14 protein-coding genes and 2 pseudogenes are annotated in these 18,178 nt (G+C 66.0%); 11 read left to right on the plus strand and 5 right to left on the minus strand.

The features are described from left to right. The first annotated feature begins 9 nt into the window (after window positions 1-9). The 6 genes and pseudogenes from dmpG to Atro_RS18180 all read left to right on the plus strand — a co-directional run bounded on the left by dmpG (window position 10) and on the right by Atro_RS18180 (window position 7,345). Complete coding sequence (gene dmpG, locus Atro_RS18155) at window positions 10-1,032, plus strand: 4-hydroxy-2-oxovalerate aldolase (protein WP_497924492.1); 1,023 nt, start codon at window positions 10-12, stop codon at window positions 1,030-1,032. A 73-nt stretch (window positions 1,033-1,105) separates the two neighbouring features. Then, window positions 1,106-2,338 (plus strand): 3-(3-hydroxy-phenyl)propionate transporter MhpT, encoded by a 1,233-nt coding sequence (gene mhpT / locus Atro_RS18160; protein ID WP_497924494.1) that lies wholly within the window; start codon window positions 1,106-1,108, stop codon window positions 2,336-2,338. A 66-nt stretch (window positions 2,339-2,404) separates the two neighbouring features. After that, window positions 2,405-3,406 (plus strand): CDP-6-deoxy-delta-3,4-glucoseen reductase, encoded by a 1,002-nt coding sequence (locus Atro_RS18165; RefSeq protein WP_497924496.1) that lies wholly within the window; start codon window positions 2,405-2,407, stop codon window positions 3,404-3,406. Between the two features lie 239 nt (window positions 3,407-3,645). Then, window positions 3,646-4,928: pseudogene (locus tag Atro_RS18170) on the plus strand (OprD family porin). Window positions 4,929-5,750: 822 nt separating this feature from the next. Further along, window positions 5,751-5,891, plus strand: coding sequence for a twin-arginine translocation signal domain-containing protein (locus Atro_RS18175; protein WP_497924498.1), 141 nt, complete (start codon window positions 5,751-5,753; stop codon window positions 5,889-5,891). 29 nt (window positions 5,892-5,920) lie between these two features. Then, window positions 5,921-7,345, plus strand: coding sequence for a tyrosinase family protein (locus Atro_RS18180; RefSeq protein ID WP_497924500.1), 1,425 nt, complete (start codon window positions 5,921-5,923; stop codon window positions 7,343-7,345). Between the two features lie 93 nt (window positions 7,346-7,438). Here Atro_RS18180 and Atro_RS18185 read toward each other — a convergent pair whose 3' ends face one another. Beyond that, window positions 7,439-8,671, minus strand: a complete 1,233-nt coding sequence (locus tag Atro_RS18185; RefSeq protein ID WP_497924502.1) for a benzoate/H(+) symporter BenE family transporter — start codon at window positions 8,669-8,671, stop codon at window positions 7,439-7,441. A gap of 118 nt (window positions 8,672-8,789) precedes the next feature. Between Atro_RS18185 and Atro_RS18190 the strand changes: the two genes are divergently transcribed. The 5 genes and pseudogenes from Atro_RS18190 (at window position 8,790) to Atro_RS18210 (ending at window position 14,780) form a co-directional block, all read left to right on the plus strand. Further along, on the plus strand, window positions 8,790-9,677 hold the full coding sequence (locus tag Atro_RS18190) for a LysR family transcriptional regulator (protein WP_497924504.1): 888 nt from the start codon (window positions 8,790-8,792) through the stop codon (window positions 9,675-9,677). Between the two features lie 120 nt (window positions 9,678-9,797). Continuing rightward, window positions 9,798-10,958, plus strand: a complete 1,161-nt coding sequence (locus Atro_RS18195; RefSeq protein WP_497924506.1) for a Fic family protein — start codon at window positions 9,798-9,800, stop codon at window positions 10,956-10,958. A gap of 283 nt (window positions 10,959-11,241) precedes the next feature. Then, a pseudogene (locus tag Atro_RS18200) lies at window positions 11,242-12,672 on the plus strand (SulP family inorganic anion transporter); the annotation flags it as partial. A gap of 193 nt (window positions 12,673-12,865) precedes the next feature. Further along, window positions 12,866-13,966 carry an IS630 family transposase gene (locus Atro_RS18205; RefSeq protein ID WP_497924508.1) on the plus strand — a complete coding sequence of 367 codons (1,101 nt, stop codon included), beginning with the start codon at window positions 12,866-12,868 and terminating at the stop codon, window positions 13,964-13,966. 55 nt (window positions 13,967-14,021) lie between these two features. After that, entirely contained in the window at window positions 14,022-14,780 is a 759-nt protein-coding gene (locus Atro_RS18210) for an IS5 family transposase (protein WP_497924510.1), read from the plus strand. Between the two features lie 1,326 nt (window positions 14,781-16,106). Here Atro_RS18210 and Atro_RS18215 read toward each other — a convergent pair. The 4 genes from Atro_RS18215 to Atro_RS18230 form a co-directional block, all read right to left on the minus strand. Next, window positions 16,107-16,325 (minus strand): hypothetical protein, encoded by a 219-nt coding sequence (locus Atro_RS18215; protein ID WP_497924512.1) that lies wholly within the window; start codon window positions 16,323-16,325, stop codon window positions 16,107-16,109. A 138-nt stretch (window positions 16,326-16,463) separates the two neighbouring features. After that, complete coding sequence (locus Atro_RS18220) at window positions 16,464-17,084, minus strand: hypothetical protein (protein ID WP_497924514.1); 621 nt, start codon at window positions 17,082-17,084, stop codon at window positions 16,464-16,466. Window positions 17,085-17,155: 71 nt separating this feature from the next. Beyond that, on the minus strand, window positions 17,156-17,824 hold the full coding sequence (locus tag Atro_RS18225) for a hypothetical protein (protein ID WP_497924516.1): 669 nt from the start codon (window positions 17,822-17,824) through the stop codon (window positions 17,156-17,158). A gap of 3 nt (window positions 17,825-17,827) precedes the next feature. Further along, window positions 17,828-18,178 carry a TubC N-terminal docking domain-related protein gene (locus tag Atro_RS18230; protein WP_497924518.1) on the minus strand — a complete coding sequence of 117 codons (351 nt, stop codon included), beginning with the start codon at window positions 18,176-18,178 and terminating at the stop codon, window positions 17,828-17,830.

Consider the following 18,178-nt stretch of genomic DNA (forward strand, 5'->3'; position numbering starts at 1 on the left):
GACCACGCCATGACCTTCACTCCCGGCAAGAAGCTGTACATCTCCGACGTGACCCTGCGCGACGGCAGCCACGCCGTGCGTCACCAGTACTCGATCCAGAACGTGCAGGCCATCGCCCGCGCGCTGGACCTGGCCAGGGTGGACTCCATCGAGGTCGCCCACGGCGACGGCCTGCAGGGCTCGAGCTTCAACTACGGCTTCGGCGCGCACACCGACCTCGAATGGATCGAGGCGGTGGCCGAGGTGGTGACGCACGCGAGGATCGCCACCCTGCTGCTGCCCGGCATCGGCACCGTCCACGATCTGGACAACGCCTACCAGGCGGGCGCGCGCATCGTCCGGGTGGCCACCCACTGCACCGAGGCCGACGTGTCGAAGCAGCATATCGAGCACGCCCGAAAGCTCGGCATGGACACCGTGGGCTTTCTGATGATGAGCCACATGACCAGCCCGCAGAACCTCGCCGTGGAAGCCAGGAAGATGGAAGGCTACGGCGCCACCTGCATCTACGTGGTCGACTCCGGCGGCGCCATGGGCATGCAGGACATCCGCGAGCGTTTCCGCGCGGTCAAGGACGTGCTCGACCCGGCCACCCAGACCGGCATCCACGCCCACCACAACCTGTCCCTCGGGGTGGCCAATTCCATTGTCGCGGTGGAGGAGGGCTGCGACCGCATCGACGCCTCGCTGGCCGGCATGGGCGCCGGGGCGGGGAATGCGCCGCTGGAGGTGTTCATCGCCGCGGCCGAGCGCCTGGGCTGGAACCACGGCACCGACCTCTACACCCTGATGGACGCCGCCGACGAGATCGTCCGCCCGCTGCAGGACCGTCCGGTGCGGGTCGACCGCGAGACCCTGGCTCTCGGCTACGCCGGGGTCTACTCGAGCTTCCTGCGCCATGCCGAGGTGGCGGCGAGCAAATACGGCCTGAGCACCGTGGACATCCTCGTGGAGCTGGGCCGGCGGCGGATGGTCGGCGGCCAGGAGGACATGATCGTCGACGTGGCGCTGGACCTGCTCAAGCGTTCCTGATCACCCCGGCCGCCGGAGGGCGGCCGTTCACCCGCAGTACCGACAACAACAATCATCAGAGGTACGTACATCCATGGAAACCTATGGCTCGCAACGCGTCGCCGCACTGGCGGGGGAGACCCCGCGCACCTGGACGACCATCGGCCTGTGCTTCGTCGTCGCCCTGCTCGAAGGCATGGACCTGCAGGCCGCCGGCATCGCCGCCGGCGGCATGAAGGCCGCGTTCGGACTGGACGCCTCGACCCTCGGCGCGGTGTTCAGCGCCGGCATCCTCGGCCTCTTGCCCGGCGCCTTCGGCGGCGGCTGGCTGGCCGACCGCATCGGCCGCAAGTGGGTGCTGATCGGCGCGGTGGCGCTGTTCGGCGTGTTCTCCATCGCCACGGCCCATGCCTGGGATCTCTACAGCCTGCTGGTGGCGCGCTTCATGACCGGCGTCGGCCTCGGCGCCGCGCTGCCCAACCTGATCGCGCTGTCCTCGGAGGCGGCCGGCCCGCGCCTGCGCGGCACCGCGGTCAGCCTGATGTACTGCGGCGTGCCGCTGGGCGCGGCGCTGGCGGCGCTGGTCGGCATGGCCGGCTTTTCCAGCGGCTGGAAGGCGGTGTTCTACGTCGGCGGCGTGGCGCCGCTCTTGGTCGCGCCGCTGCTCGCCCTGTGCCTGCCCGAGTCGGCGGCCTTCCGCGAACAGCAGCGCGCCCAGGGTGCGGCGGCGGCGCGGCCGACGATCTGGCAGGGGCTGTTCCGCGATGGCGCCGCGCTGCCGACCTTGCTGCTCTGGGTCGCCTACTTCTTCACCCTGCTGGTCGTCTACATGCTGATCAACTGGCTGCCCTCGCTGCTGGTCGGCCAGGGGTTCAGCTCCGCGCAGGCCGGCCAGGTGCTGTTCTCGCTGCAGATCGGCGGCACCCTCGGCTCGCTGGCGCTGGGTTCGCTGCTCGACCGCTGGCGCCCGCTGGCGCTGATCGTGCTGACCTACGCCGGCATCCTCGCCGCCCTCGCCGGGCTGGGCCTGTCCGGCCAGTTCCACAGCATGCTGGTCGCCGGTTTCGTCGCGGGCTTCTTCGTGGTCGGCGGCCAGTTGGTGCTCTACGCCCTGGCGCCGCAGTTCTATCCCACCGGCATCCGCGCCACCGGGGTCGGCAGCGCCGTGGCGGTCGGCCGCCTCGGTGCCATGAGCGGCCCGCTGGTGGCCGGGCAGATGCTGGCGATGGGTTATGGCGCCACCGGCGTGATCCTCGGTGCCGCCCCCGGCATCCTGGCCGCCGCCGCGGCGGTGTCCTTCCTGCTGGTCCGGCGCCGCGCCGCCTGAGCCCCGAGCGGCGGGCCGCGGCGGCCCGCCGGCTCTCCCGTTTACTTAACCCATGCAGAGGTAGCCATGACTATTCGGGTCGATATCCAACCCTCGGGCCAGTCGTTCAGCCTGGACGCCGGGCGGAGCATTCTCGACGGCGCGCTGGCCGAGGGCCTGATGCTCAGGCACAGCTGCCGCGAAGGTACCTGCGGCAGCTGCAAGGGCCGGGTGGTCGAGGGCCGCGTCGACCACGGCCAGACCTCGCCCGAGGTGCTGAGCGAGGCGGAGCGCGCCGCCGGCCTGGCACTGTTCTGCTGCGCCAGGGCCGAGTCCGATCTGGTCATCGAGGCGTCGGAAGTGACCGAGCTGCGCGGCATCTCGATCCAGCAACTGGCGGCGCGGGTGGCCAGTGTCGACAAGGTTTCCGACGACGTGGCCATCGTCCGCCTGCTGCTGCCGCCGGGCCTGACCTTCAACTACTACCCCGGCCAGTTCGTCCAGGTCCTGCTCAAGGACGGCAGCCGGCGCAGCTACTCGATGGCCACCCGCGCAGTCGCGGACAACCAGCTCGAATGGCATGTCCGCCGGGTGCCGGGCGGGGTGTTCAGCAGCCACGTCTTCGAGGGACTGAAGCCCAGGGCGATGCTGCGTCTGGAAGGCCCGTTCGGCTCCTTCTTCCTGCGCGAAGGCACGGGACCGCTGATCTTCCTCGCCACCGGCACCGGCTTCGCACCGATCAGGGCGCTGCTGGAGCAGTTGCGCGAGCAGGGCAACCGGCGCCCGGTCTACCTCTATTGGGGCGGGCGCCGGCGCCAGGACCTCTACCGCCACGACGAGCTGCTGGCGCTGGCCGCCGAGCTGCCCTGGCTCCGCTACACGCCGGTGCTCTCCAGGCCGGGCGAGGCCTGCGACTGGCAGGGCGCGACCGGCCATGTGCAGCAGCAGGTGCTCAGGGACTTCAGCGACCTGCGCGACTTCGAGGTCTACGCCTGCGGCTCGCCGGCGATGATCGATTCCGCCCGCCGCGAGCTGGTCGACCGGCTCGGCCTGGCGGAAACCCGCTTCCATGCGGATACCTTCGTCTGAGGAGACTCCACAGGCCCCGCAGCGCTGGCGGGGCTTGCCACCGCAACCCGCAAGACCATGCATCCACCAGGGCCGGCGGGAATGCCGGCCCGACAATAAAAACAAGACAGGAGCCTTTCCCATGCGCCATCCGCATGCGCCCGCGTTCGCCCCGGCGAACCCCCTTGCCGTCCCGCTGCCGCCCTGCGCCGGCCGGCGCCCGATCCCGTTCCCCGTCATCATCCTGCGCTGAGGTCACCATGGGCTTTTCCATCCGAACCCTTGCTGGCAGGGGCGGGGCGGCGTGCGCCCTGTTCGTTCTGAGCGTTCCGGCCGACGCCGGTTTCATCGAGAACAGCCAGGGCAGCCTGACCCTGCGCAACTTCTACTTCGACCGCGACTACAAGGGCAAAAGCAATATCTCCGCGCGCCGCGAATGGGCGCAGGGCTTCATCCTCAATATCAAGTCCGGCTTCACCGAGGGCCCGCTCGGCTTCGGCCTCGACCTGCAGGGCATGCTCGGCGTCCAGCTCGACTCCTCGCGCGACCGGGTCGGCACCGGCCTGCTGCCGGTCCAGCGCGGCAGCGGCGAGGCCGCAGAGGAGTATTCCGAGCTGGGCCTCACCGGCAAGGTCCGCTACTCGAAGACCGAGCTGAACGTCGGCACCGTGATGCCGCGCCTGCCGATCCTGATCAGCAGCCCGGCGCGGCTGCTCTGGCAGACCTTCAAGGGCGGCCACCTGCGCTCCCAGGACCTCCCGGCCTGAGTTTGCAGGGCGGCTACCTGAACCGCATGAACCAGCGCGACTCCACCGACTACCAGAAGATCGCCATCGCCGCGCCCAACGGCCGCTTCGACGGCACCGCCGAGTCCGACGAGTTCCTCTTCCTCGGCGGCGACTACGCGCTGGGCAAGAGCCTGACCCTGAGCTACTACCACGCCCGCCTCGACGAGATCTACCAGCAGCACTACCTGGGCGCGATCCACCAGTTCAAGCTGGGGCCGGGGGAGTTCAAGACCGATTTCCGCTGGTTCCTCAGCGACGAGGAGGGCGACGGCAAGGCCGGTTCGGTGGACAACCAGTACGTCGGGCTGAACCTCGGCTACAAGCTGGGCGGGCACAGGCTGACGCTGGGCGGCGCGCTGTCCAGCGGCGATTCGGCGATGCCCTACATCGCCGGTTCGGAGCCGCACCTGATTTCCGAGTACGCGCTCAGCTCGGAATTCCTCAACGCCGACGAGCACTACTGGCACCTGCGCTACGACTACGACTTCGCGGCGGTCGGCATCCCCGGACTGACCGGCATGGCGCGCTTCATGCGGGGCACCCACGCCGAGCTGCCGGCGCGCCTGGGCGGCGGCGGGCGGAGCGAGAGCGAGCGGGACCTGGAGCTGTCCTACGTGGTGCAGTCCGGGCCCTTGAAGAACCTGGCATTTCGCGTGCGCAACGCGCGCTACCAGAACAGCTTCGCGGCCAACGCGACGATGCGCGACGACAACGAGACGCGGGTCAACGTCGACTACACCTGGAAGCTCTGGTAGGGCAGCGCCTTTCTCCCCGGTAGGGGCACTACCGGGAGAGGGGTGCTTGCGGGGCTGAATTGGTACTCCCGTCACGGATAAACCATACTTTTTTTGAGAGATTCCGCGCGGGCACCGAGCTGTGCTTCACAACATGCAAGCCTGTCTGCCTCCGGCAGACTGTCCGGTCTGCGATTCGCTTGTCAGAACTTTTCACGAAAACGAAATGGCGGTCCCCATGGATAATGCCGGGCCCGAAATTTTCGGTTTTCCAGCTGTAGCGGTGTATTCCCGAGACGTGCACTACCGGCATTTTCGCAAGTGGCGATAATCATCCGGATGTACCGAGGCATGTTCGGCTGGACGGACTTGTCCGGCGTGCCCGGGTTCGCGAAGGAAGTTGTTTAAAGCATATAAGGCGCCCATCCGGGGTAGGGACTTCGAGGAGTAAGCCGACTTTCTGTCTTGTCGTAATAAAGCGCTGTTACCTTCTCCCCGGAACGGGCATGTCGATTGGTATCGAGGGCGTCTAGGACGAGAATCCGGAGACTATGGAAAGAGCGTTGGCGTTTTTCTTTTTCCATGGCGCCGAACGGTTTCGAACATCTTCTTCCGGCTTGCCGGAAGTTCAAAAGAGACGGAAAGAATTTATCCGGCCGACACGGCAGGGACATATTGCCTGCGCGCGGCAATGCTGTTTGCGGATATTGAATTGCTGTAGGCGAGCCAGTTGCCCGAGAGCAATATGTTCGTCTGGTTGCAATGATGAAGAACGACGTTTCTATCGTTTATTGGCACACGTATTTTCAAGTGTCCAGATTTTTTAAAAAGGAGTTTGTATAGATGTCCGGCTTTGGAGACGATCAACCGGTGTTTGGTCTGAGCCGTCGTTCCCTGTTGAAGGCAGGTGCGGCCCTGAGTGCTCTCATGGCGACCGGCCAGGCGAGCGCGAACCAGGGCAAGCGGCCGCCCGCTCCGGGGTGAAGATCCGCAAGGCGTTCAACAAGCTGTCCGTGTCGGAAATCGAATCGATCCGCACCGGCATCCGGGTCATGAAGGAGCGCCCCGAGAGCGATCCGACCAGTTGGTGGTACCAGGCCAATATCCACGGCACCTACACCACGCCGACCGAGGAAAACGCCAAGAAAACCTGGAGCAACTGCCCGCACGGCACCTATCACTTCCTGCCGTGGCACCGCATGTATCTCTACTATTTCGAGAAGATCCTCCGCGAAGCCGCCCGCGATCCCAACCTGGCCCTGCCGTACTGGAACTACACGGACCCCGATTACCTGGATCTGCCGGAGGCCTTCCGCATCCCGGCCAGCAGCCTGAACCCGCTGTGGTACCAGGACCGCCTGCCGTTCCGCGACGAGGCGACCAGCACCGATCTGAACATCGGCGCCGGCGACAAGATGCCCTGGGCGCTGATCGACCCCACCGGTACCATGGAATTCATCAACTTCTGTTCTTCCGTGCAGAAGGCCGGCAACGACTTCGCTTCCGCCAAGGCGGACTGGATCCACTTCACCACCACCTTCGGCGCCCTGGAAAGCCAGCCGCACAACAACGTCCACCTGCTGGTGGGCGGTCTCGTGGCGGCCGCCAGCGGCGACTTCCTGCCGGGTGCGCAGCTGGCCATCGGTTCGATGTCCGACATCAACAAGGCGGCCAACGACCCGGTCTTCTGGTTCCACCACTCCAACATCGACAGGCTGTGGGATCACTGGATCTCCCTGGGCGGCGGCCGCTCCGATCCGATTGAGGAGCAGGAGTGGATGCAGACCGGCTTCACCTTCTTCGAGCCCGACGGCAGCCCGGTCCAGGTCCGCATCGCCGATGTGCTCGACAGCGAGAAGCTGGGCTACCGGTACGACACCCTGGAGCTGACCGCTGCCGGACAGGCCTCGCAGCAGCAGAATGGGCAGGACGTCGCCAAGATCACCAGCTGCACCGCCACCGCCGTCACGGCCGCGCTCGCCGCGGACCACGGCGGACATGCGGCCGAGCAGAAGGTCGCCGGCCAGGCGACCGGCTCGGGCCAGGAGCCCGCCCTGCTGCACAAGGGCGGTCGCGCCTCGGCGAAGGTCATGCCGCCGGTCGCCGCCGTCCCGGAGAAAGACTCCAAGCGGCGGGTCATCCTGCATCTGCAGGGCATCAGTGCGCCCATGCACTCCTTCCTGCTGCCGGTGTTCGCCAACCTGCCGAGCGACGAGAAGCCGTCTCTGGACAGCCCCTACCTGGTCGGCACCATCTCCATGTTCGGTGCCACCCTCAAGATGCAGCCGATGAAGTTCGACCGCACCTTCGATATCACCGAGGCGCTGCGCAAGCAGGTCGAGAAGGGCCTGTACTCGGGCGGGGAAATCACCGTGACGGTTGCCGGCGCCGTGCCGCAGCAGGTCACCGTCGATCAGATCCGCATCGAATACCGCTGAGTCCCCGGTTGCCCCGGACCGCACCGCGCGCAACGCCGGTGCGCTCCGGCGGCCTCTGCCGCCGTCGAACGCCTCGCGCGCGGCAGTCCCCGTTCAGCGCACGCCCTGATCCTTGCCCGCCGCCAGCAGCCCGGCCAGCAGGTTCTTCGGCAGCCAGCCCGACCGGTGCAGGATCAGGTAGGCGAGGGCGCCGATCACCACCCCCCAGAAGGCCGAGCCCAGGCCGAAGAAGCTCATCCCCGACGCCGTGGCCAGTAAGGTCAGCATGGACGCCTCGCGGTGCTCCTCCTCGTTCACCGCGCCCATCACGTTGCTGGTGATGGCGCCGATCAGCGCCAGGCCGGCGAGCACGGCGACGAAGGTCCTCGGCATGGCGCTGAACAGCAGGATGATGGTGCCGGCGAAGGTGCCGCCGAGCAGGTAGAAGACGCCGTTGGCGATGCCGGCGACGTAGCGCCTGTCCGGGTCCTCGTGGGCGTCCCGGCCGGTGCACAGGGCGGCGGTGATGGCGGCGATGACGATGCTGATGCCGCCGAAGCAGGCCACCGCCAGCGAGGCCAGCCCGGTGGTGGCGAGCACCGGACGGGCAGGGGTGTCGTAGCCGGCATTGCGCAGGATCGCCATGCCGGGCAGGAACTGCCCGGTCAGGCTGACCAGCACCAGCGGAATGGCCAGGCTCAGGGTCGAACTCCAGCTCCACTGCGGGGCGATGAACTGCGGCGCGGCCAGGCTCGCGCCGATGCCGGCGAGGTCGCTGCCTTCCAGGCCGACGGCCAGGACCACGCCGACGACCAACAGCAGCACCAGGCAGTAGCGCGGGAACAGGCGCTTGAAGACCAGGTAGGCGAGGAGCATGCCGAAGGCCAGCGCTGGCATCGAGGCCACCGACTGGAAGGCGCCGATGCCGAACTGGAACAGGATGCCGGCCATCATGGCGTAGGCGATGCCTTTGGGAATGGCCCGCACCAGCCGGTCGAACCAGCCGGAGATGCCGATCAAAAAGAGGATCGCGCCGGCCGTCAGGTAGGCGCCGACCGCCTCGTTGAGGCTGAGCGCCGGGAACAGGGTGACCAGCATGGCGGTGCCGGGCGCGGACCAGGCGGTCACCACCGGCACCCTGAGCCAGAGGCTGAGCAGGATGCCGGACAGCGCCGCGCCGATGGAGATGGCCCAGACCCAGGAGGACATCATTTCGGCGGAGATCCCGGCGCTCTGCGCGGCCTGGAAGAAGATCACCAGCGGGCCGGAGTAGGAGATCAGCACGGCGAGGAAGCCGGCGGTGACGGCGGACAGCGAGAAATCCTTGTGGATGCTTATGGGCTTCATGCGGGCTCGGCTCCTGGCGGCTGTGTGGACGAGGCCCCACCTTATTGTCATCGCCTGGATGGATAAAGCCGCGCAAACCGGCAACACTGTTCGGCCTTAGTGAACAAAGACCCTAGCCATGGACCGCTTTCAGGCCATGCAGCTCTTCGCCCGCATCGTCGAACTCGGCAGCTTCAGCAAGGCCGCCGAGCAGCAGGGCATGTCCCGCGCCTCGGCCAGCGCGCTGATCCGGCAACTGGAGAACCACCTCGGCGTGCGCCTGCTGCAGCGCACCACCCGACAGGTCAGCGCCACCCTCGACGGGCGTTCCTACTACCAGCACTGCCTGTCGGTCCTCGGCGAGATCGAGGAGGTGGAGAGCGTGCTGTCGCAGAGCGCCGGGCACCCGCGCGGCCGGCTGAAGATCGACATGCCGGCCTCCCTCGGCCGCCTGCTGGTGATCCCGGCCCTGCCGGACTTCTACGCCCGTTACCCGGAAATCACCCTGGAAATCGGCATCGGCGACCGGATGATCGACCTGGTGCGCGAAGGGGTGGACTGCGTGGTGCGGATCGGCGGGCTGAGCGACTCGACGCTGATCGCCCGCAGCCTGCCGGCACTGCCCCAGGTCACCTGCGCCAGCGCCGGCTACCTGGCCCGCCACGGCCTGCCGGACAGCCTCGACGAACTGGAAGGGCACCGCTGCATCGACTACTTCTCGCCCACCAGCGGGCGCCTGGCGCCGCTGGAGTTCGCCGTCGACGGCCGCCTCGAGACGCGCAGCCTGCCGGCCAGCCTGGCAGTCAACCACGGCGAAGCCTACGTGGCAGCCTGCGAGGCGGGGCTGGGCATCGTCCAGGTGCCGCGCTACCACGTCGAGCGCCAGCTGGCCGCCGGCAGTCTGGTCGAGCTACTACCCCAGCACGCGCCGCCGGCGCTGCCGCTGACCGTGCTCTATCCCCATCACCGGCACCTGACGCCGCGCCTGCGGGTGTTCATCGACTGGCTGGTGGCGCTGTTCGGCTGAGGGCGGGGCGGCAACCATCGACGCGCGAATGGCTCCTGAGCCGAATAGTCCCCATAATCGGCTCACCGAATGAGCCGAATAGCCTCCCTAATCGGCTCGCCACCCGCAGGCAGGTTCACGATGGAAGACTCACGCTGGATCTGGCAGCAACCGGATTGGCCGCATTTTCGCTGGCAGGCCGAGCGCCTGGCGCCGCTGCTGCGCGACTGCGCGCAGGCCCAGGGCCGGCTGCTCGGCATGGCCGGGGCGGCAGGGGACGAACTCGGCGCGCAGAGCGAGCTGGATGCCCTGCTGCAGAACATCGTCACCTCCTCGGCCATCGAGGGCGAGCAACTCAACGTCGGCTCGGTGCGCTCCTCGCTGGCCCGCCGCCTGGGCCTCGAAACGGACAGCGCCAGCCGCGTCAGCCCGCGCAGCGAAGGTCTCGCCGAGCTGATGCTGGACGCCACCCGGCACCTGGAGCAACCGCTGAGCCGCGAACGCCTGCTGCACTGGCACCGCCTGCTATTTCCCGCGCAGGACGACGACCTGCTGCCGCGGCGCATCCGCATCGCTGCCCTGCGCGGCGAAGAGCCGATGCAGGTGGTCTCCGGCCGGCTCGACCAGCCTACCGTGCATTTCGAGGCGTCGCCGCGCGACGGGCTGGAGCGGCAACTGGCCGCCTTCCTCGACTGGTTCGAGGCGAGCCGCAGCGACGGCGGCCTCGACCCGCTGCTGCGCGCCGGCACCGCCCATTTCTGGTTCGTCACCCTGCATCCCTTCGACGACGGCAACGGCCGGCTGACCCGCGCCATCACCGACCTGGCGCTGGCCCAGGGCGAGCGCCAGGCAATCCGCCTGCATGCCATGTCGGTCAGCATCCTCGACGACCGCCAGGGCTACTACCGCATCCTCGAAGCCAGCCAGAAGGGGGGGCTGGAGATCACCCCCTGGCTCGAATGGTTCCTCCACACCCTGCTGCGCAGCCTGCAACAGGCGCTGGCGCGCATCGACCGGGTGCTGGCCAAGGCGCGCTTCTGGCAGCGGCACCGCCAGCAGGTACTGTCCGTCGAGCAGATCAAGGTGCTCAACCGCCTGCTCGACGGCGGCGAGCGCGGCTTCGAAGGCGGCATCAGCGCCGCCCAGTACCAGGCCGTCGCCGAGGTTTCCAAGGCCACTGCCACCCGCCATCTCGGCGACCTGCTCGACAAGGGCTGCCTCGTCCGCCTGCCCGGCGGCGGGCGCAGCACCCGTTACCGGATCGACTGGCCTGCTGGCGGCGTGTCCGATACAGCCCTGTAGCGGATTCGGCGGAAGGCCGTCACGCGGGGCTGGCGGCCATCAGGGCAATCGCATGAACACTGTAGGAGCCAGCTTGCTGGCGATTTTCCAGTGCCGCCAAACGGATCGCCAGCAAGCAGGCTCCTACAGAGGGCGGCCCTGACAGAGCCTGATGAGCCCCGGATTGCCTGCGGACGCCCATCCAGCGGCTGGCCCTGTCCTCCTCGAATCCGTAACATCCGAAGCCCTTTTTTCCAGCCATCCCTCTGCGGCCGGCCTCGCCGGCCAACCGTTCAGGTAAGTCATGAAATCGAAATCCCTGCGTGCCGATGTCCTGGCCGGACTCACCACGTCTTTCGCCCTGGTGCCCGAGTGCATCGCCTTCGCCCTGGTCGCCCACCTCAACCCGCTGATGGGCCTGTACGGCGCCTTCATCATCTGCACCCTGACCGCCCTGTTCGGCGGCCGTCCGGGCATGGTGTCCGGCGCCGCCGGCTCGATGGCCGTGGTGATCGTCGCACTGGTGGTGCAGCACGGCGTGCAGTACCTGCTCGCCACCGTGCTGCTCGGCGGGCTGATCATGGTCGCCTTCGGTCTGCTGCGCCTGGGCAAGCTGGTGCGCATGGTGCCGCATCCGGTGATGCTCGGCTTCGTCAACGGCCTGGCGATCATCATCGCCCTGGCCCAGCTGGAGCACTTCAAGGACGGCGAGGCCTGGCTGAGCGGCACGCCGCTCTACCTGATGCTCGGGCTGGTGGCGCTGACCATGGCCATCGTCTACCTGCTGCCGCGCCTGACCCGCGCCGTGCCGCCGGCGCTGGTAGCGATCCTCGGCGTCGGCCTGCTGGTCTACCTGCTCGGCCTGCCGACCCACACCCTCGGCGACATGGCGCACATCGCCGGCGGCCTGCCCGTCCCGGCGGTGCCGGACGTGCCCTGGAACCTGGAAACCCTGGGCATCGTCGCCCCCTACGCGGTGCTGATGGCGCTAGTCGGCCTGCTGGAAACCCTGCTGACCCTCAACCTCACCGACGAGATCACCGAGAGCCGCGGCTATCCGGACCGCGAGTGCGCGGCGCTGGGTGCGGCCAACCTGGTGTCCGGCCTGTTCGGCGGCATGGGCGGCTGCGCGATGATCGGCCAGACCATGATCAACCTCAGCTCCGGCGGCCGCGGCCGGCTCTCCGGGGTGGTCGCCGGAGTGATGATCCTGCTCTTCGTGCTGTTCCTCTCGCCGCTGATCGAGCGCATCCCGCTCGCCGCGCTGGTCGGGGTGATGTTCGTGGTGGCACAGCAGACCTTCGCCTGGGCCTCGCTGCGGGTGCTCGACAAGGTGCCGCTCAACGACGCGCTGGTGATCGTCGCGGTAACCATCGTCACCGTGTTCACCGACCTGGCCACCGCCGTGCTCTGCGGGATCGTCATCGCCGCGCTCAACTTCGCCTGGCAGCAGGCCCGCGAGCTGTACGCCGACACCCATCGGGAAGCCGACGGCAGCAAGCTCTACCGCCTGCACGGCACGCTGTTCTTCGCCTCCACGACACCCTTCCTCAACCAGTTCGACCCCGCCGGCGACCCGCCCCAGGTGACCCTGGATTGCCGCCACCTGAGCTTCGTCGACTACTCGGCCATCGCCGCGCTGAAGACCCTGCGCGAGCGCTACGCCAAGGCCGGCAAGCACCTGCGCGTGCTGCACCTGTCCGAGCGCTGCAGGAAACTGCTCAAGCGGGCGGGGTGCAGCATGAGTGAAGGGAGGGTATACGGGGGCCGATTTTCGACGCTGCGATGGGCAACGCAGGAAATCGGGGGCCGTCGTCGCCCGGCGATCTGGCGGCGTTTTATCTCCATTACTAGTGTGGTGAATCACAACTACTCAGGATAAGTCTTGTCTACCGCGGAGCTGACAGAGTTCTTTCGGAAGACATGCGATGAAAACAGGCCGCCCAGCCGCTCGGATCAAACTGACCGAACAAGAGCATGCCGAACTCACCCACCGCCGAGCCAGGCACAAGGGGCCTGCCGATATGCAGCTGCGCGCCGAGATCATTCTGTCCTGCGCTCGAGGCGAGTCCGGCTCTTCCATTGCTCGACGGCTTGGCATTACGGCGCAAACCGTTTCGAGGTGGCGCCTTCGCTTCGCCCGTTTGGGCCTGCAAGGCCTCAATGACGAGCCGCGCTCAGGCCGCCCACGCAGCATCAGTGATGAAAAGGTCCAGGAAGTGGTCGACCGGGTGCGGCAGACCAGGCCCGACGATGCCAGTCATTGGAGCTCGCGCCGGATGAGCAAGGCCACCCATATTTCACCGGCGAGCGTACAGCGTATCTGGCGAGCCTTCGGGCTCAAGCCCCACCTGGAGCACACCTTCAAGCTGTCCACCGATCCTGCCTTTGTCGACAAGGTGCAGGATATCGTCGGGCTCTATCTAAATCCCCCTGATAAAGCGCTGGTACTGTGTGTCGATGAGAAAAGCCAGATCCAGGCGCTCAATCGAACACAGCCGGGGCTGCCGCTGGAGCCTGGGTATCCGGCGACCCGTACCCATGATTATCAGCGCCATGGCACGACGTCCTTGTTTGCCGCCCTGGATGTGGCCACCGGCGAGGTGATCGGACGTCTCAAGCGCCGTCACCGCAGCGCAGAATTCCTGGAGTTTCTCAGGGCCATCGAGGAAACGGTCAAGAGCGACAAGGCCATCCACCTGATCATGGATAACTATGCCGTGCACAAGACCGACAAGGTGCGTGCCTGGCTTGTCGCGCACCCGCGTTATCACGTGCATTTCACCCCGACGTCTGCGTCATGGCTGAATCGGGTGGAGCGCTTTTTCTCGATGCTCACCCAGAAGTGGATAAAGCGCCAGGCCCATACCAGCGTGAAGGATCTCGAGCAGTCCATCGAGTATTACCTGGCGACCTACAACCAGAATCCAAGGCCTTTCCGCTGGAGTAAGGGAGCAGGTGAAATCCTGGCCTCTGTCGGCAGGGCTGCTCGAGCCTTGCAAAGAAATAATAATGAAGCGAACTTGTGATTCACCACACTAGGTTCTGTTGACGCAAGCCCAGTGCTAAAACTGGGCTTTTGCCATGACTGACAGAAGCCGTCTGAGCGATACCGACGGGTCCCGTATCCAAAGTCTGCTGAGCGCCACGAAGGGGATCCGGCTGACCCGTACTCTCGGCTGTCGCCGCTTTGTCGAGGCGGTGCTCTGGATACTACGCAGCGGCGCTCAATGGCGGATGCTGCCTCGTTGCCTCGGCTCCTGGAACAGCGTTTTCAAACGCTTCACCCGCTGGTGCCGGCTCGGCATCTGGGACCGGCTTCACTCGGTACTGGCTCGGGACGCCGACCTTCAGCACGTCTGCATCGACAGCTCCGTCGTGCGTGCCCATGCCTGTGCAGCCGGGGCGGCCAGCAGTACTGCGGCCCAGGAGGCACTGGGGCGTTCGCGAGGAGGCTTCAGCAGCAAGATCCATGTGTTGACCGATGCGCTGGGGTTACCGATTCGCTTCATCCTGACGGAAGGCCAAGCGGCCGATATCAGCCAGGCGATCCCACTCATGGCGGGGATCGCCACGTCGGCACTGCTGGCCGACAAGGGCTATGACGCCAACCCGCTTCTGGCCTGGCTGAAGGAGCGCCAAATCCAGGCCGTCATTCCCGCCAGACGGAACCGCATCGAGCAACGCTCCTGCGACTGGCATCTCTACAAGGAGCGGCACGTGATCGAGTGCCTGTTCGGCAAGCTGAAGCACTACCGGCGGATCACCACTCGCTATGAGAAGAGGGCCAGCCATTTCAAGGGAATGCTGGCTTTTGCGGCTGTTTTGCTATGGCTGCGCTGATACGTCAACAGAACCTAGGCTTGCCCCTAAAACTTTGGGCTTACAAGGGAGGGCTTGGGAATCACAGGCAACAAAAAACCGGCTCTAAGGCCGGTTCTTCGTGGGTTTCGGGCTTTCTTGGGAAGGCTCGAAAAGATTGTGTGGTGCCGGGAGGGACTAGAACCAATCGCTGAAAGCCTCGCTGTTTCTAGCTTTTGGCCTGATGTGGTTTTTCATCTACTCACAAATCTACTCACAAAACGAAAAGTACCCCTCTTTTTCGGCTGCTTTTTGACCAGTTTCCAGCCCACCAGGATGACGCACTGCTGGCGCTGGTGATCGTCGTCACTCCCTCGGGTCGGGGTGGTGATGCGGTGATCGGCATCAGGAGGCGACGATTCGCCGGCCCCTCGCGTGCGTGCGCGTACTGGTGCAGAAAGTCGGCTCGAATATCAGGTTTTGTCAGGTCGGCCAGCCACTCGTTGGCCTCGACCCTGAAACCGTAATTTCGCGGAAACGGAAAAAAGGCTGTAGGCGCGGTCTAGGTGGGCATGGGCTTGGAGTTTTTGCCTACCCCCTCCCTGTTAACTGTTAACGCCTTCCGTTAACGGGGAAATAATCTGCGCGTGCGGTCGGGTGCGGTCTACATTTCGGCGCCTCCCGAACTTCAACAATCCCCCCTCCCACCAGCGCCAGCACCAGGCGCGAACAGGATCAGGCCGGGCCATCAGCTACCCGGATCGCTGGCGCGTGCTATTCCGGGATTTTCCCGGCTTTACGCGGGGTGTGGTCATCATCGCCACCCCTTCGGCCTTACCGTGTTCTTACCGTCCGGCATCACCCTAACCTCACCCTTCGGCCTTGTTGCGATCTTGCTGCGCCCAGGGCTTGACGGCGGTCATTCATGGGGTTGTTTTCGCAAAAGCCGGAATGCCGGCCTTTTAGGGAGTCAAGAAACCCCCGCCGCCTTGCCGTGATCTTGCCGTACACCAGGGCTTGACGCGGCCTTTCATGGGGTTTGTTTTCGCAAAGCCGGGGCGGGACTGTAAACGTGCTTTACAGGTGGCTTGCATGGGGTGTTTTCGCAGCGCCGGGAATCTCCGTCTCGGAGACACCTTTTGCGGACTTCCGCCAATCGGCGTTGATGCCGGGTTTTCCGACTTCAAATCGGAGAACCGCCCCGGATTGGCCGGCGATCATTTCCGGCTTTCCGGGCATGTAGAGCAGGCGGCCCCTCAGAATTGAGGAGCCAGATTGCCCAGTTCGATGGAGCGCACCAGGCTAAGCAGTAATGCCGGATTTTCCGGTAATTCCCCCTGATTCGGGGTATTTGACCGGCCCAGTCCTTCAGGGCTGGAGAAGATGCCAGGATGGCACTGGTGGGAGTTCTTCGAAGTCATCTTCTAGCTTTCGGTCCAGCCCTCCAGCCTCTCGGGCGATAGCGCGGATGAACTCCTTCCAAGAGCGGCTGCCATCGAAAACCGCGACGCCAGACTTAATGTTGTCTTCGTGCTCTTTACGCATCCGCTTTATCAAGTCGGATGTCTTCGCTTTGAAGTCGTTCATGACCGCTCTCGTATGTAGTTGAGCCAGGCCGGCCCGGTGCTGGTCTGGTGCCTTAGCCAGTCGAAACTACCAATTCCGGCAGTCTCGACTGAAACAGGTCGTTTCGCAGAGTCGCCAGCCACCATGGCATTACCGCGATCAGCAGCGCGACAGGGCATCCCCGGCAATCTTCACGCTGCGTTCGATCCTGCCGAGCAGGGCGCGGGCTTCGTCCAGGGCGCGGGCGTCCACCCGCTTGAGCTGTTCTATCTTCCGCTCGAAGGTCCGCCAGTGCATGCCCTTGGGCTTGCGGATGAACTCGGCAGGCAGGGACAGGAACCCCTCATCGCAGCCCAGGGCCTCGCGCAGCGTCCACGAGCGGTCACAAGGAACGTCCCGCTTGCTGGCCTGCTGGCTGCGGTAGTTCAGGCGTCGGCAGTGACGGCAGGCGAACACGCTTTGCAGGTACAGCTTGGCCACGCGCCGGCCACAACAGGGGCATAGGAACCACGGGCGTTCCCCTCCCAGGTGGCAGGGTGTCCAGGTGATCGGCACGGGGTAGTCCTTCGCCTGGCGTTCGCCCCGGATCGTTACTTGATAACGCAGGCGCACGCGGTCCCGGTTCTCGGCCTCGATGCCGATGGTTGCCACCACGCTGCCCCGTCGCGTCCATTGCCAGTTGCCGCGCCAGCCCGGCACCAGCACGCCGGCACGATGAAGCCCCCGCACGTCCAGGGCGCGGTAATCCTCGGTTGCGTCCTTCTCCTTGTCTCTGCTCATTGGGCGAACCTAAATCAATTGGAAAGTTTGGTAACTGGCTACCGGGTGCGAACCCCGGCAGCCGGCAGGGTTTAGCGCTTCACCAAGCGGGAGCCGCTGGCGTCGTGCACGGTCAGGTCGGGCCGCTTGATGGTCATGGTCCCGTCCGGGTGGAGCATGTGGACGGGCACACCATAGAGCGGACCATCCGGGCCGAACGGATCGGGCAGCGTGCCCTTGGGCGCGGTACGGATGAAGTGCCCCATGGCAGCGAAACACGCCTCGAACAGCGGGCCGCGCTTGAAGTCCTCGCCCCGATGGCTGGCGCTGTCCTCCAGGTTGTGAACGAACACCAGCCCGGACAGATCGTCCACTCCGTCGCGGCGGGCCTGTTCCCGCTCCACGGTGTTGACGTTGAGCACGTCGCACACCCCGTCGAAGCCCAAGGCGGCCATGTAGCCGTCACGGTCGTGAAGCAGCGATTCGCCAACGGTCCGCAGCACTGGGCGGATGGTGGCCAGCTGTTCGGCGCCGTAGTTGTCTGCCTGCTGCTCCAGGGCGTCGGCCTGCTGCTTGGTGAACGGCTCGAACGCCCGCAGCCTGGCGGCCTCCCGGCACAGGGCGCGGCGCTGCTCGTGGATGGCCTCGCGGTACGCACAGAAGTGACGCACGAGACGGCGGGCGACGATCAGGCTGTCGCGCTTGGTGATGCCCGGTTTCATGGCGATGTTCGCCAGGGCGATGGCTTGAGTAGGGGTCATGGGTCAGTTCTCCAGAATGTCGGCATCCGGCCAGCGCCAGCGGGCTTCGGCCAGGGCTTCGTCGTAGGTCATGGGGGCGCCGCAGATCGTGCAGACCGGCTTTCCCCCTCGGGTGATCGTCCAGGCGTTGCGGCGGGCCTCTGCCGGGCGTTCCGCTGCGGGTGCTGGGGTTGGTACTGCTGGCCCGGCCTGTGCGTCGTTGGCGGCGATCAGCTCGGCCAGCAGCTCGGCCTTGTGGTCGCGCAGGTACTGGCGGTGGGCATCGGTTAGGCGGTCGGCTGGAGTGACGCGCAGACGCTCGCCCTCCAGCTCGATGGCCAGGCCAGCCCGGCGCAGGTAGTCCAGGGCGGCCAT

This window comes from Azotobacter tropicalis, from assembly GCF_059739045.1.